The organism is Paracoccus sp. AK26, from assembly GCF_011801365.1.
Lineage (GTDB): Bacteria > Pseudomonadota > Alphaproteobacteria > Rhodobacterales > Rhodobacteraceae > Paracoccus > Paracoccus aerius.
In genome coordinates, this window is sequence record NZ_CP041045.1 from 235,817 (window position 1) to 250,253 (window position 14,437).

Annotated in this window: 13 protein-coding genes; 7 read left to right on the forward strand and 6 right to left on the reverse strand. The window is 67.6% G+C overall.

Annotation, left to right across the window (positions count from 1 at the left end):
• Positions 1-23: 23 nt before the first annotated feature.
• A complete protein-coding gene (locus FIU66_RS16925; RefSeq protein WP_167624064.1) occupies positions 24-995 on the reverse strand; it encodes a tripartite tricarboxylate transporter substrate binding protein in 972 nt (323 codons plus the stop codon).
• Positions 996-1,006: 11 nt separating this feature from the next.
• Positions 1,007-1,186 (reverse strand): hypothetical protein, encoded by a 180-nt coding sequence (locus FIU66_RS16930; protein WP_167624065.1) that lies wholly within the window; start codon positions 1,184-1,186, stop codon positions 1,007-1,009.
• Between the two features lie 31 nt (positions 1,187-1,217).
• Here FIU66_RS16930 and FIU66_RS16935 point away from each other — a divergent pair, with 31 nt between their 5' ends.
• The gene (locus FIU66_RS16935) at positions 1,218-2,321 is read left to right on the forward strand and encodes a transglutaminase family protein (protein ID WP_167624066.1); all 1,104 of its coding nucleotides are present in this window, start codon (positions 1,218-1,220) and stop codon (positions 2,319-2,321) included.
• Between the two features lie 124 nt (positions 2,322-2,445).
• Here the strand turns inward: FIU66_RS16935 and FIU66_RS16940 are convergent, their stop codons facing one another.
• Positions 2,446-2,856: a BLUF domain-containing protein gene (locus FIU66_RS16940; protein ID WP_167624067.1), complete on the reverse strand. Its 411-nt coding sequence runs from the start codon at positions 2,854-2,856 to the stop codon at positions 2,446-2,448.
• Positions 2,857-2,964: 108 nt separating this feature from the next.
• Positions 2,965-4,671: a dihydroxyacetone kinase family protein gene (locus FIU66_RS16945; protein WP_167624068.1), complete on the reverse strand. Its 1,707-nt coding sequence runs from the start codon at positions 4,669-4,671 to the stop codon at positions 2,965-2,967.
• A gap of 199 nt (positions 4,672-4,870) precedes the next feature.
• On the opposite strand from FIU66_RS16945, the gene FIU66_RS16950 reads away from it, so the two are divergent.
• Positions 4,871-5,896 (forward strand): GlxA family transcriptional regulator, encoded by a 1,026-nt coding sequence (locus tag FIU66_RS16950; protein WP_370528975.1) that lies wholly within the window; start codon positions 4,871-4,873, stop codon positions 5,894-5,896.
• Positions 5,897-5,903: 7 nt separating this feature from the next.
• Here the strand turns inward: FIU66_RS16950 and FIU66_RS16955 are convergent, their stop codons facing one another.
• Positions 5,904-6,899 carry a GlxA family transcriptional regulator gene (locus tag FIU66_RS16955; RefSeq protein ID WP_167624070.1) on the reverse strand — a complete coding sequence of 332 codons (996 nt, stop codon included), beginning with the start codon at positions 6,897-6,899 and terminating at the stop codon, positions 5,904-5,906.
• Positions 6,900-7,009: 110 nt separating this feature from the next.
• Between FIU66_RS16955 and FIU66_RS16960 the strand changes: the two genes are divergently transcribed.
• From FIU66_RS16960 to FIU66_RS16975, 4 genes are read left to right on the forward strand one after another with little or no spacing between them, the layout of a single operon-like run.
• On the forward strand, positions 7,010-8,263 hold the full coding sequence (locus FIU66_RS16960; RefSeq protein ID WP_167624071.1) for a sarcosine oxidase subunit beta family protein: 1,254 nt from the start codon (positions 7,010-7,012) through the stop codon (positions 8,261-8,263).
• A gap of 10 nt (positions 8,264-8,273) precedes the next feature.
• Entirely contained in the window at positions 8,274-8,567 is a 294-nt protein-coding gene (locus FIU66_RS16965; RefSeq protein WP_167624072.1) for a sarcosine oxidase subunit delta, read from the forward strand.
• Positions 8,564-11,539 (forward strand): sarcosine oxidase subunit alpha, encoded by a 2,976-nt coding sequence (locus tag FIU66_RS16970; protein ID WP_167624073.1) that lies wholly within the window; start codon positions 8,564-8,566, stop codon positions 11,537-11,539. Before FIU66_RS16965 ends, FIU66_RS16970 begins: the two co-directional genes overlap by 4 nt.
• Before the next feature lie 9 nt (positions 11,540-11,548).
• Positions 11,549-12,082: a sarcosine oxidase subunit gamma gene (locus FIU66_RS16975; protein ID WP_370528976.1), complete on the forward strand. Its 534-nt coding sequence runs from the start codon at positions 11,549-11,551 to the stop codon at positions 12,080-12,082.
• 12 nt (positions 12,083-12,094) lie between these two features.
• Here FIU66_RS16975 and FIU66_RS16980 read toward each other — a convergent pair whose 3' ends face one another.
• Complete coding sequence (locus tag FIU66_RS16980; protein ID WP_167624074.1) at positions 12,095-12,598, reverse strand: lipocalin family protein; 504 nt, start codon at positions 12,596-12,598, stop codon at positions 12,095-12,097.
• An 88-nt stretch (positions 12,599-12,686) separates the two neighbouring features.
• On the opposite strand from FIU66_RS16980, the gene FIU66_RS16985 reads away from it, so the two are divergent.
• Positions 12,687-14,432, forward strand: coding sequence for an alpha/beta hydrolase (locus FIU66_RS16985; protein ID WP_370528977.1), 1,746 nt, complete (start codon positions 12,687-12,689; stop codon positions 14,430-14,432).
• Positions 14,433-14,437: the final 5 nt, after the last annotated feature.

Here is a 14,437-nt window from a genome sequence, read left to right on the forward strand (position 1 = left end):
GCCCGGCCCCCGTCCCGGTCACGTCACTCGGCCAGGCCGATCGAGGTCAGGATCGACTTCACCCGTTCGGATTCCGAGGCGATGAAGGCCGTGAATTCGTCCGACGGCGCGTAGTAGTCGGACCAGCCCCGCGCGGCCAGCAGTTCCTTCCATTCGGGCGATTGCACCGTCTGGGCAATCGCCTGCTCAAGGGCGGCCTTGTCGGCTTCGGCCAGGTCGGGACCGGCAAAGATGCCGCGCCAGTTGACCAGTTCGATGTCGATGCCCTGGGCCTTCAGGGGCTGGGCCTCGATCCCCTCGATCGGTTCGGGATACGAGATCGCGAGCGCCCGCAGGTCGCCCGATTCGATCTGCCCCTGCCATTCGCCATAGCCGGAAATCCCCGCCGTCACCTGCCCGCCCAGCATCGCCGCCAGGGCCTCGCCGCCGCCGGAATAGGCGACGTAGTTCACCTTGGCCGGGTCCTGGCCGGCAGCCTGGGTCACCAGGGCCGACAGCATGTGGTCCGCGCCACCGGCCGAGCCGCCGGCCCAGATCGTGCGTTCCACGTCGCCCTTGATGCCTTCCATCAGGTCGGCCATCGTCTGATAGGGCGACGAGGCGGGGACCACGATCACCAGCGGGTCGCCGGTCAGCCGCGCGATGGGGGTGACGGCGGTCAGGTCGTAGGGCGCCTTGTTGGTGATGATCGCGCCGACCATCGTGATGCCGCCCACCAGCATCTGGTTCGGGCTGCCGGCCGCGCCTTGGACGAACTGCGCCAGGCCGACGGTGCCGCCCGCGCCGGGGACGTTGATCACCTGCACGCTGCGTGCGTTGCCGGTGGACATCATCACCTCTTGCAGCGCGCGCGCCGCCGAATCCCAGCCCCCGCCGGCGCCCGCGGGCGCGATGATCGACAGTTCCAGATCCTGGGCCATCGTCGCAGGAGCCGCCAGGGTTGCGCCAGCGGCGACCAGCCAGGCTGCCGCCAGCCGGGAACGAAAGAACGTCATTGTATCCTCCCTCATGTCGCATGTTCGCGATCCAAGGCATGGTGCACTTCGTCAAGATAAAATGCAATTTCTTTTTCGGGAGGGACGGCGGGTCCATCTAGCGCCGTGATGCCCAGCATATCAGGCGGAAACCGCATGACCAGCACGATGATGATCAGGCGCTTCCGGATCGGCGGGAAATGTCGCATCATGGAAGAAGACCCGGCCACGAAAGGAATCCCTATGTCCCGCTCTACCCGCCGTTCCATCCTCAAGGCCGGCCTTGCCGCAGGGCTTCTGCCGATGATGCCGCTTGCGCTGCGCCCGGCCTTCGCGGGCCAGACCTATGCGCCGCAGGTGGGCGAATGGACTGCCTACGACCTGCAGACGACGATCACGCTTGCAAAGAACGGCCCTTCGCAGGTCTGGCTGCCGGTGCCCTCGGTCCAGACCGAATGGCAGCGGTCGGTCGGCGACAGCTTCACGGGCAACGCGGCCCAGGCCGAGATCGTCACCGACCCCGCCAGCGGCGCAAAGATGCTGCACGCCCGTTTCGACGCAGGCACGGAAAAGCCGACCCTGACCCTGACCAGCCGGGTCGAGACGCGCGGCCGCGTGACGGACTGGTCCAAGACCGCCCGAGTTTCCGAGCATCCGGCCGTCCTGCAGGCCGCGCTGACCGGCAGCAGCCACAAGCCCTTGGACGGGATCGTCGCCGAGAAGGCCGCGCAGATCACCAAGGGCGCCGTCACCGATCGCGAAAAGGTCGCGGCGGTCTATGCCTGGATCGTCGCCAACTGCCACCGCGACATGGACGTGGCGGGCTGCGGGTCGGGCGACATCCAGGCCACGCTGACGACTGCGGGCCTTGGCGGGAAATGCGCCGACCTGAACGGCCTGTTCGTGGGCCTTGTCCGGGCGGCGGGCGTTCCGGCGCGCGATGTCTATGGCGTGCGGGTCGCGCCTTCGGCCTTTGGCTACAAGCAGCTTGGCGCGAACAGCCCCACCGTTACCGGCGCGCAGCATTGCCGGGCCGAGGTCTGGCTGTCGGGCCTTGGCTGGGTCGCGATGGATCCGGCGGACGTGCTGAAGGTCATGCGCGCGGAAACCGAGACCTGGATCAAGGATCCCGCCGATCCGCTGGTCGCGCCGGTCAACGCCGCGCTGCAAGGCAATTGGGAAGGCAACTGGGTCGCCTTCAACACTGCCAGCGACCTGGCGCTGCCCGGCCGCGACGGAGAAACCTTGCCCTTCCTGATGTATCCGCAGGGTTTGACCCCGCAGGGCAAGCTTGACGAACTGGATGCCAAGTCCTTCGCCTATGAGATGACCGCAACGGCGGTCTGACCAGCCGGGGCGGGGGCAATGTCCCCCGCCCCTGCCATGAAGCCTGCCTTGGCGTGATGACGGTGCGCGGGTTCAAGCGCAGCAGCGACCAAGCGCAACATTGCCGCCCCTGCGCCGCATCCTGTCAGAACAGGCTCCTCTGGCTGCAATATTGCAGGAAGGCGAGGATCCGGTCCGGCTGCACCATGTGAAGCGAGATGCCCGCCTTGGCAGCCCAGTCGAACAGAGACGTGGCCGACCCGTCGGAATAGGCCATCGACCAGCGGGGAAAGCTGCGTTCATCGATGGCGAACTCGCTCAGCTTGCGGACATCGCGGTGCCGGCGGTCGGCCGCGATCGAGGCGAAGACGGTGCGCACCGCCGCCGCGGGACCTTCCAGCCACTGGTAGAAGACATCGTTTTCCCGGTGAAGAAAGCCTGTCACCAGAAGGGATCCGTTGCGGCCCTGGGCAGCGGTCAGAATGCGGGTGTCTTCTCCGCTTCCGGCTTTGGTCAAGGCTTCGCTGCGGTATAGGATCGCAATCAGGTCCGTCATGCCCGCAGATTGTCCCCTTGTGGCGCTGCGCATAACGCGGCGGCTTCCGGATCGGTTCCAGGGCCGGATCCCGCTGGCCTGTCCGCCATCGCCCTTGCAGCCGGGCATTTACCCCAGCTTCGCGCCGACCACGCGGGCGCAAAGCGCCAGCGACACTGCGCCCGCATCCGGATGGCCAAGGCTGCGCTCGGCCAGGGGCCGCGCACGGCCCAGCCGTGGCGTCAGTTGCGCGGTGGCATCGGCGGCATCAGTGGCGCGGGCGGCAGCGGCGGCCCAGGCCACGCCGAGGCTTTCGCCCGCTGCGACCTGTTCGTTCAGCACCTGGACAAAGGGCATCAGCGCATCCACCAGCGTCTTGTCGCCGACCTTTGCGCCGCCCAGCCTGATGATCGCCTCAAGGGCCGCCTGCGCCCCCCGCGCAACGGCCAAGGCCGATGGCGTGTCCGCATCGCCAAGCACCTGTCCCCAGGCACGCAGCGCCTCGCCCCACAGCGCGCCCGAGGTTCCGCCCGCGCGTTCGGCCCAGGCATCGCCCGCAAGCGACAGGACAGTTCCCACGCCCGCCCCGGCGATCACCGCCTTTTCGGCGGCAGCGGCGGCGGCGGCGGAACCCCGCGCCATGCCCTGCCCATGATCGCCGTCGCCCGCCTGGGCATCCAGGCGGCCCAGTTCCTCCTCGGCATCCGCAAGGGCATTCGCGACATGGCCGATCAGCGCGGCCACGCGGTGCCCCGCCTGCTGCGATTGCGGGCTGCCGGGAACGACCTCGGCCACGCTCGCGGTGTGGTTGTCGCGTGCCTCGGCCGCCGGCGGCGGGGCCACGGTCCCCTTGCGAAATGCGGGGGCGTCGGCGGGGGCGCGCCAGAAGGCCTCAAGCTCGTCGTCGAGCCAGGTTATCGTCAGAGAGCAGCCGGCCATGTCGAGGCTGGTGACGAATTCACCGACCTCGGGCTGGACCACGGTCAGGCCCGCCTCGGCCAGAAGACCGGTCAGGTGATGCCAGAGGACGAACAGTTCCTCGTATTTCGTGCGCCCGAGGCCGTTCAGGATCACCGCCACGCGGCCGTCATGGCCTGCAGGACGCTCGGCCAGCAGCGGATCCAGCAGGATGCGCGCCAGATCGGCCGCGGGCACCATCGCCTGGGTGCTGATGCCGGGTTCGCCATGGATGCCCAGGCCGATGCCGACCTGGCCCGCATCCACCGCGAACAGCGGCTTGCCCTGCCCCGGCAGCGTGCAGCCGTCAAAGGCGATCCCGAACGAGACGGTGGCGCCGTTGGCCTTTTCTGCGACGGCCATCACCGCGTCGATGTCCATTCCCGCCTCGGCTGCCGCGCCGGCGATCTTGAAGACGGGCAGGTCGCCCGCCACGCCGCGCCGCCTGGCCCGTTCACCGGCAGGCGCGCTTGCCACGTCATCCGTAACCACCAGAAGGCGGGCGTCGATCCCCTCGGCCCGCAGCCGTTCGGCAGCAGTCCCGAAGTTCATCACGTCCCCCGCATAGTTGCCAAAGCCCATGATGACCCCGCCGCCGCGGTTCGCAGCCTTGGCAACGCCGTGGATCCAGGCGGCCGAAGGCGAGGCGAAGACGTCGCCCGCCACGGCCGCATCGGCAAATCCCGTTCCGACATAGCCCAGAAAGGCGGGATAATGGCCCGATCCGCCGCCGACCAGCAGCGCCACCTTGCCTGGCGCGCCAGGTGCTGCGCGAACGGCGCCATGGGGGACCATTGCCACGCGGTCGGCATTGGCCGCGCAAAAGCCCTTCAGCGCGGTTTCGGCAAAGAGCTGGGGCTGGTCGAAAACCTTGGTCATCTGCAGAATGTCCTTTCCTGGGGATGGGCCGATCCGGCAACCAGCATGGCACAGCCCGCAGTCAAGTCACAGGCCGTCGCGGGGCCGGCTGATTGCCGCAAGTTTCATATCGTTCTGTCGCGAAAATCCACCGCCGGGGCGGGATAGTCTGTCACCCTTCCGTCACGGAATGCCTGCAGCTTCGCCAATGAGAGGGTCCATGACGCATCCCCCGACCACCCGGCGCTTCATCTTCCTTCTTCTTGACCGCTTCACCATGCTGCCCTTTGCCGCGGCCCTGGATTCGCTGCGGCTGGCCAACAAGATGGGCGGGACGACCGTTTATGAATGGCGGTTGGTCGGCGCCGCAGGGGACTTCGCCACCTGCTCGAACGGGTCGCAGATCCGTCTGGACGGCGGGCTGGACGGCGATATTGCGGCCATGCGTGACGACGTGGTGATCGTCTGCGGAGGCGATGCCATTGCCACGCAGGCCTCGCGCGCCGTGCTGGCCTGGTTGCGGCGGCAGGCGCGGACGGGGGCCAGGCTGGGGGCTGTCTGCACCGGCGCGCATGTCCTGGCAAAGGCCGGCCTGCTGGAGGGGCGCCGGGCCACGATCCACTGGGAGAACCACGATTCCTTCGCGGAATCCTTTCCCGGCGTCGATCTGCACCGGCAGGTCTTCGTGGACGACGGCACGCGGCTGACGGCGGGCGGCGGCACATCTTCGATCGACATGATGCTGCACCTGATCGGACAGGCGCATGGCGCGGACCTTGCGGCGCAGATCGCGGACCAGATGCTGCACACCGCGATCCGCACCGGGCGCGATCGCCAGCGGCTGTCCATCGCCACCCGCATCGGCATCCGCCACCCCCGCCTTGCCGCAGTGGTCGAACGGATCGAGGCGAACCTGGAAAACCCCGTCAGTCCCCCGCAACTGGCCGCAGATGCCGGCATGTCCACGCGCCAGCTTGAACGGCTGTTCATGCGATACCTGAACCGCAGCCCCAAGCGGTATTACCTGGAAGCGCGGCTTGCGCGTGCGCGGCAACTGCTGCTGAACACGGACCTGCCCCTGATCGAGATCGCGGTGGCCTGCGGCTTTGCCAGTTCGTCGCATTTCTCGAAATGCTACCGGGAGCGCTACGCCACCTCGCCTTATCGCGAGCGGGGCGTTCAGCGCGCGGCATCCGTTCTGGCCATCCCTGAGCGCAAGGATACGGTGCTGGCCCTGGCAAGCTGAGGGCGCGTCAGGCGGCCGCATCCTGCCGCGCGGTCTTGCGCCATTGTTCGGGGGTCATGCCGGATGCATCGCGAAACACGCGGATCAGGTGGGATGCGTCGCAAAAGCCTGTCTCGGCCGCAATCTGGCTGATGGTGCGGTCGGGGCGCGCCAGCAGCATCCGGACCTGCGACAGGCGGATCCGCATAAACGCATCGGCGGGCGACATCGCCAGCGAGGCCGCGAAATGCCGTTCCAGCTTGCGGCGGCTGACCTGCAGATGGGCCGCGACCTCGGCCACCGCCGGGGGTGTATCCATGTTCTGTTGCAGCATCAGCAGCGCCCGGCGGACCAGCGGATCGTCGGTCGCCAGATCCAGCGGCAGGCCGGGCTGGGGATCGTCGGGGGCCATCGCCTCGTCGATGATCATGATATGCAGGCTTTTCTGCGCCGCCGCCCGGCCGATATGCCGGTCGATCAGGAAAGCCGCCAGATGGGCCGAACTTGCCCCGCCCGAACAGGTCAGCCGGTCGCGGTCCACGACGTAGATCTGGTCGGACACAGGGCGCAGCCCGTCGAACTGTTCCAGGAAATCCTCGTGGTGAAACCAGCTGACGCAGCAGCGGTATCCGTCCATCAGGCCTGCCCTGTGCAGGATGAAGGCGCCCGTGCAGACCCCCACCAGCGGCACGCCCGCCTGGGCCGCACGGTGCAGGAAGGCGATGTAGTCAGGCTCGAGCCGCTCGATCTCGTCGATCAAACCGCCGACGACCACGATATAGTCGAAGCGCGACGGGTCGCCCAGCTTCTCGTCCCGCGTGACGGCGATGCCGCAACTGGACTGCACCGGCTGGGACGATGGTGCCAGCACCCGCCACTGGCAGCGGATCGGGCGCGAGCGGTCGCCCTCGTCCGCGGCCAGGCGCAGGACATCGACGAAATTGGCAAAGGCCGACAGCGTGAAGCGCCGGGCGAGGACGAAGCCGACGCGCAGGCGCAGGGAATTGGCAGGGGGAACAGTCATGTCGCGCATGACGCAAATGTAACACGGTGCTGGCGCAGGGATCCAGTCGGTCCACGTCGCTTTCTGGCACTTTGGTTCGATACCGGAATCGCCAGAAGGTCCGCCCCGCCATGACCCGCTTTTCAGCCTTTTCGCTTCTCAAGCAGGCACTCAACGGCCACAAGGGCTGGCGCGAGCAATGGCCCGACAGTCAGCCGAAGGCCGAATACGACGTGGTGATCGTCGGCGCGGGCGGGCATGGCTTGGGCGCGGCATACTACCTGGCCAAGGAACACGGCATCACCAATGTCGCCGTGATCGACAAGGGCTGGCTGGGCGGCGGCAACACGGGCCGCAACACCACGATCATCCGCTCGAACTACCTGTATGACGAAAGCGCCAAGCTTTACGACCACGCGCTTGATCTGTGGGACAACCTTTCGCAGGAACTGAACTACAACGTCATGTATTCCAAGCGCGGCGTGATGATGCTGGCGCACAACACCCATGACGTTCAGTCCTTCCAGCGTCACGTGCATTCCAACCGCCTGAACGGCGTGGACAACCGCTGGCTGACCAAGGAAGAGGCCAAGGCCTTCTGCCCGCCGCTGAACATCAGCCCCGATGCGCGCTATCCGGTGGTGGGGGCGGCCTTGCAGATGCGGGCGGGAACCGCGCGCCATGACGCCGTGGCCTGGGGCTATGCCCGCGCGGCGGCGGCGCGGGGGGTGGACATCATCCAGAACTGCGCGGTCAACGCGATCCGGCGCGGCCCGGACGGCGCGGTGATCGGCGTCGATACCGCCAAGGGCTTCATCCGCGCGCGTAAGGTCGCGGTGTCGGCCGCCGGCAACACCAGCGTCGTCATGGACAGCGCCGGGTTGCGGATGCCGCTGGAAAGCTTCCCCCTGCAGGCGCTTGTCAGCGAACCGGTGAAGCCGATCTTCCCCTGCGTGGTCATGTCGAACACCGTCCACGCCTATATCAGCCAGTCCGACAAGGGCGAACTGGTCATCGGGTCGGGCACCGACCAGTACACCAGCTATTCGCAGCGCGGCGGGCTGCCGCTGATCGAACACACCGTGGCCGCGATCTGCGAGGTCTTCCCGATCTTCACCCGGATGCGGATGCTGCGCAAATGGGGCGGCATCGTGGACGTGACCCCCGACCGGTCCGCCATCCTGGGCAAGACGCCGGTCAAGGGCCTGTATGTCAACTGCGGTTGGGGCACGGGCGGCTTCAAGGCCACGCCGGGCGCCGCGCATCTGCTGGCATACACCGTCGCAAAGGACGAACCGCACCCGCTGAACGCCCCCTTCACGCTGGAACGATTTTCCACCGGCCGGCTGATCGACGAAGCCGCCGCCGCCGCCGTCGCGCATTGAGGAACCCGCCATGTTGCTGATCCGCTGCCCTTATTGCGAAGACACCCTGCCCGAGCTGGAATTCACCTATGCGGGCGAAGCGCATATCGCCCGCCCCGCCGACCCATCTGCCCTGTCGGACGAGGAATGGCGCGACTATCTGTTCATCCGCACCAATGCGCGCGGCCCGCATTACGAACGCTGGCGGCATGTCGGTTGCGGGCGCTTCTTCAACGCCCTGCGCGACACGGTCAGCGATCGCTTCCTGATGACCTACAAGGCGGGCCTGCCCCGTCCCCCTCTGCCCCAGGAGACCGTCGAATGAGCCGCTATCGCATCATGGGCAAGGGCCGGGTCGATCATTCCGCGCCCGTATCCTTTACCTTCGACGGCAAGACCTACCAGGGGTTGCGTGGCGATACGGTTGCCTCGGCCCTGCTGGCCAATGGCGTTCACCTGATGGGCCGGTCCTTCAAGTATCACCGCCCGCGCGGCGCCGTCACCGCTGGGTCCGAGGAGCCGAATGCGCTGATCGGCACCTCGCGCGGGGCGGGTCGGTTCGAACCGAACACCCGCGCCACCGTCCAGGAACTGCGCGCGGGCCTGGTCACGGAAAGCCAGAACAAGTGGCCGAACCTGTCCTTCGACCTGGGCGCGATCAACGACCGGGCTTATATGCTGTTCTCGGCCGGGTTCTACTACAAGACCTTCATGTGGCCGAAATCCTTCTGGGACAAGGTCTATGAACCCGTGATCCGCGGCGCGGCGGGCCTGGGCAAGTCGCCCACGGAACCAGATCCGGACCGCTATGCCAGCCGCTATCTGCATACAGACGTGCTGGTCGTCGGCGCAGGTCCGGCGGGCATTGCCGCTGCTCTGGCCGCCGCGCAGTCGGGCGCGGACGTGACGCTGGTCGATGAGAACCCCGAAATGGGTGGATCGCTGCTGTCCGACCCCGCCGTGCAGATCGACGGCAAGCCCGCCTGGGACTGGGTGGAGGCGCAGCTTGGCCGCCTGCGGGCGGCAGGGGTGCGGCTGATGACGCGGACCACGGCCATCGGCTATTACCACCAGAACATGGTGGGCCTGTGCCAGCGGCTGACGGATCACCTGGACAACCCGCCCAATGGCGCGCCCCGCGAACGCATGTGGCGGGTGCGCGCAGGCCAGGTCGTGCTGGCGCAGGGCGCGCTGGAAAAGCCGCTGGTCTTCGACGGCAACGACCGTCCCGGCGTGATGCTGGCCGGCGCTGCACAGACCTATCTGCACAAGTATGGCGTGCGCGTGGGCGACAACCCGGCGGTCGTGACCAGCCATGACAGCGCCTGGTATGCCGCCTTTGATCTGGCCGACCACGGTGCCAGGATCGCGGCCATCATCGACACGCGGGACGCGGTGCGCCCGGATCTGCTGGAGGCCGCCCGCAAGCGCGGGATCAAGGTGCTTGCCAGCCACACCGTCACCACGACCACGGGCCGGTTGCGCGTGAAATCCGTCCGTGCCGCCCTTGTTCGGGGCGACACCGTCGGAGCGGGCCATGACATCGCCTGCGATTGCCTGCTGATGTCGGGCGGCTGGACACCCTCGCTGCACCTGTTTTCCCACACCAAGGGTTCGCTGGCCTGGGACGGTCAGACCTTCCTGCCCGACCGCAAGACCGAGGATTGCGAGATTGCCGGCGCGGGGCGCGGCCTCTGGGGCTATCAGCCCGTGCTGGCCGACGGCGCGGCGGCGGGGCTGCGCGCGCTTGCAGGGTTGGGCCGCGCGGGGCATGACGCCCGCTTCACCGTCGGAAACGACCGCCCCGGCACCGGGGTCACCCATACCGAACTGCCGACCGACGGCAATGCGGGCAAGGCGCGGGCCTTCATCGACTTCCAGAACGACGTGACCGCCAAGGACATCCGCCTGGCAGTGCGCGAGGGGATGCGGTCCATCGAACACGTCAAGCGCTATACGACGAACGGCATGGCGACCGACCAGGGCAAGATGTCCAACATCAACGGCTTGATGATCGCCGCCGATGCCCTGGGCAAGGCTCCGCCGCAGGTGGGGCTGACGACCTTCCGCCCGCCCTATACGCCGACCAGCTTCGGGGCCTTCTGCGGATACCTGCGGGGCGAGACCTTCCAACTGACCCGCAAGACGCCCATCGATCCCTGGGCCGAGGCGAATGGCGCGGTCTTCGAACCCGTCGCCCAATGGCGCCGCGCCTGGTATTTCCCGAAACCGGGCGAGGACATGCACGCCGCCGTGCTGCGCGAATGCAAGGCCACGCGGGCGTCCCTGGGGATCTTCGACGCGTCCACCCTGGGCAAGATCGAGGTCGCAGGCCCCGATGCGGTCGAGTTCATGAACCGCATGTACACGAACCCCTGGACCAAGCTGGCCCCTGGCCGTTGCCGCTATGGGTTGCTGTTGGGCGAGGACGGCTTCATCCGCGACGACGGCGTGATCGGGCGGCTGTCACCCGACCTGTTCCACGTCACCACCACCACCGGCGGCGCGGCCCGCGTGCTGACGATGATGGAGGATTACCTCCAGACCGAATGGCCGGATCTGGATGTCTGGCTGACCTCGACCACGGAACAATGGGCGACGGTCGCGCTGAACGGGCCCAACGCGCTGACCATGCTGAAGCCGCTGGTCCAGGGCCTGGACTGGGACGACTTCCCGCACATGTCCTGCGCGGAATGCACGGTCGCCGGTCTGCCCGCCCGCCTGTTCCGCCTGTCCTTCACCGGCGAGATCGGCTTCGAGGTCAATGTCCCCGCCCGCCACGGATTGGCCTTGTGGACCGCGCTGATGGAGGCCGGCAAGCCCTATGACATCTGCCCCTACGGCACCGAGACGATGCACGTCCTGCGCGCCGAAAAGGGCTATATCATCGTGGGGCAGGACACCGACGGCACGGTGACGCCGGCCGATGCGGGCCTGGACTGGGCGGTCGGCAAGGCCAAGAAGGACTTCGTGGGCAAGCGTTCCTTGTCGCGTCCCGACATCACGGCCAAGGGTCGCAAGCAGCTTGTCGGCCTGCTGACCGAGGACGGCAGCCTGCTGCAAGAGGGTGCGCAGATCGTGCTGGACCCGGACCAGCCCAAGCCCATGCGGATGGTCGGCCACGTCACGTCATCCTATCAGTCCACCATGGGCCACCCCATCGCCATGGCGGTGATCGAGGGCGGGTTCGACAAGATGGGCGAGACGGTCTTTGTGCCAATGCCGGACGGCGTGCGGAAGGCGCGCATCACCTCGACGGTGTTCTATGATCCCGAAGGCCTGCGGCTGAAGGCATAAGGAGAAGCGATGATGACCAGTCAGAAACACGATTTCGTCGCCGCCGCGATCCGTATCGAGGATGTGGCCCCATCCCTGCGCCTGTCGCTGCGGGTCAAGCCTGCCCATCGCGAAACGCTGGGCCGGGCGCTTGGGCTGGATCTGCCTACCCGCGTGGGCACCCGTGCCGCCGCGAACGGAACCGAGGCGTTGTGCCTTGGGCCCGACGAATGGCTGATCGTGGCGCCCGAGGGCACGGATCCGGCAGCGCCTGCGCGCGCCGCCTACGCGCAAGCGCCCCACAGCCTTGTGGACATCAGCGACCGGGAAATCACCCTGCGCCTGTCCGGCCCGGCCGTGCTGGACGTGCTGGCCTCCTGCTGCCCGCGCAACATCGCGGCCATGCCCGTGGGATCGGCCGCGCGCACGGTCTTCGACAGCGCCACCGTGATCCTGTGGCGCGATGGCCCGACCGATTTCCGCATGGACATCTGGCGCAGCTTTGTTCCGCATGTCTGCGCCCTGCTGGCCCAGGTGCAGGACGAGGTGATGGCAGACCTGTAGTCTGCCCCTTCTTCACGCCGGCGGGATCTCGATCATCTTGCCGCTTTGCGTGGGCGTGATCAGCGCGGACAGGTCGAAACCCTCGGCCCGCGCGGTCGCCAGGTAGTCGTCGCGCATTGCTTGCGGCAGGTCGTGGCGGCGGGCAAGCAGCCACAGGTTCCTGCGGTCGGGGGTGCCGACCAGTGAAACGCCATAGTCCTCGGCCAGGCGGATGATCCAGTAATCGCCCTTGGTGAAGGGGATCCACCGCAGGTATTCCGGCAGGAAGCTGACCGTCAGCCGTGCGTTGCTGTCATCCACCGGCTTGGCTTGGCCCAAGGCCTGCGTCGGCTTTCCTTCCTCGTCGAGGCAGCGGTTGTCCACGCGGATCGTGCCGTCCTCGTTCAGCTTGTAGGTCGCGGTGATGTCGCGCGCGCCCTCGGGTTCCCATTTCAGAGGCAGGCGGCAGATCTCGTACCAGGTGCCCAGATAGCGGTCCAGATCGACATGGGCGACGGTGTGCAGGGTTTCGGACATCGGATGTTCCTTTCCTTCCGGTGCGACCCAACCATGCACGCATCGCCAGGGTTTCCTTCACGACGGTTCGGGGCTGCCCTGCAAAGGCTTGACGGTCGAGGGCCGTTCGGTCCTGATCTGCCTGTGCCGCAACGGAGAGCCCATGCCGAACCCGCGACCCGCCCTGCCCGCCAGCCTCTTCCGCTTCGTGGTAGAGAATGTCTCGGGCGTCGGGCTGGTGCTGGGGGCATTGCTGATGGCGGCCTCGCTGACGCCCAGCCTGATCCCGCGCGGCGAAGGGGTGCAAGGCGTGCTGGCCGGCGTCTGCTTCGCCGCAGGATACGGCTTGGCCGTGCTGCTGCGGTGGATCTGGGTCACGCTGGACCTGCCCCTGCTCCACGGCCGGACGGGGCGGCAGGTGCTGCTGGCCCTGGCGACGCTGGCGACGCTGATTGTGGCGTCCTTTCTGGCGCAGGCGACGGATTGGCAGAACGACGTTCGCGCGGCCATGGGGATGGCCCCCGCCCCGCCCGAACTTCCCCTCATGATCGGCACGCTGGCGTTTCTGGTAGCGGCGGCGCTGCTGATCCTGGGCAAGCTGGCGGCGCTGTTCGTGCGCCGCCTGATCGCCCGGATCGCACAGGTGATGCCGCGCCGCGCCGCGCATCTGCTGGGGCTGATCATCGGCGGCATCCTGCTGTGGTCGCTGGCCAACGGCGTTCTGTTCAGCGGCTTCATCCGCACGGCCGACAGTTCGGCCCGCGCGCTCGACGCGGTGATCCCGCCCGACATCCAGCCCCCGTCCGACCCGATGCGCCCGGGCAGCCCCGCATCCCTGGTGGCCTGGCAGGACCTGGGGCGCGAGGGGCGCAACTACGTCCACACCACGCCCACGGCCGCCGACATTGCCGCCGTCACCGGGGGCAGGACCATGCAGCCCCTGCGCGCCTATGTCGGCCTCAACGCCGCCGAGACCGCCGAGGATCGGGCCGCCCTGGCGGTGGCTGAACTGGACCGGATCGGCGGCTTCGACCGGTCGATCCTTGTGGTGGCGATGCCGACCGGCACCGGCTGGCTTGACCCGGCGGCGGTCACGACGCTGGAATACCTGCACCGCGGCGACGTGGCGACGGTCGCCATCCAGTATTCCTACCTGCAAAGCTGGATTTCGCTGCTGGTCGAACCCGAATATTCGGCCGAGGCGGGGCGCGAGTTGTTCAGCGCCGTGTATCGCCATTGGCGGACGCTTCCCGAGGGCGAGCGGCCCGAACTGTATCTCTACGGCCTCAGCCTGGGCGCCTACAGTTCGCAACAGTCGCTGCGGCTCTACGAGATGATCGACCAGCCTTTCGCGGGCGCATTGTGGGTCGGGCCGCCCTTCGTCAGCCCCCTGTGGCAGACCCTGACGCGGGAACGCGACCCGGCCTCGCCCGAATGGCTGCCGCGCATGGACCAGGGCCAGACGGTGCGCTTCACGAACGGCCGGCAGGGCCTGTCGCCCCAGGATGTCTGGGGCGGCATCCGCATCGTCTATCTGCAATATGCCAGTGACCCGATCGTCTTCTTCGACCCCGGTTCCGCTTGGCGCCGCCCCGACTGGATGGAGACGCCGCGCGGGCCCGATGTCTCGACCGACCTTCGCTGGTATCCCATCGTCAGCTTCCTGCAGCTTGCCTTCGACATGGCGGTGTCCCTGCATGTGCCGATGGGTCACGGGCATCTTTACGCCTATGACGACCACATCGCGCCATGGATGGCGGTGACCCAGCCTCCTGGCTGGGACGAGGCCGGTCTCGACCGGCTGCGGCGCCATTTCCAGGGCTTGCAGGCCCAACAAGGGGGCAGCGCCGACTGACCGCG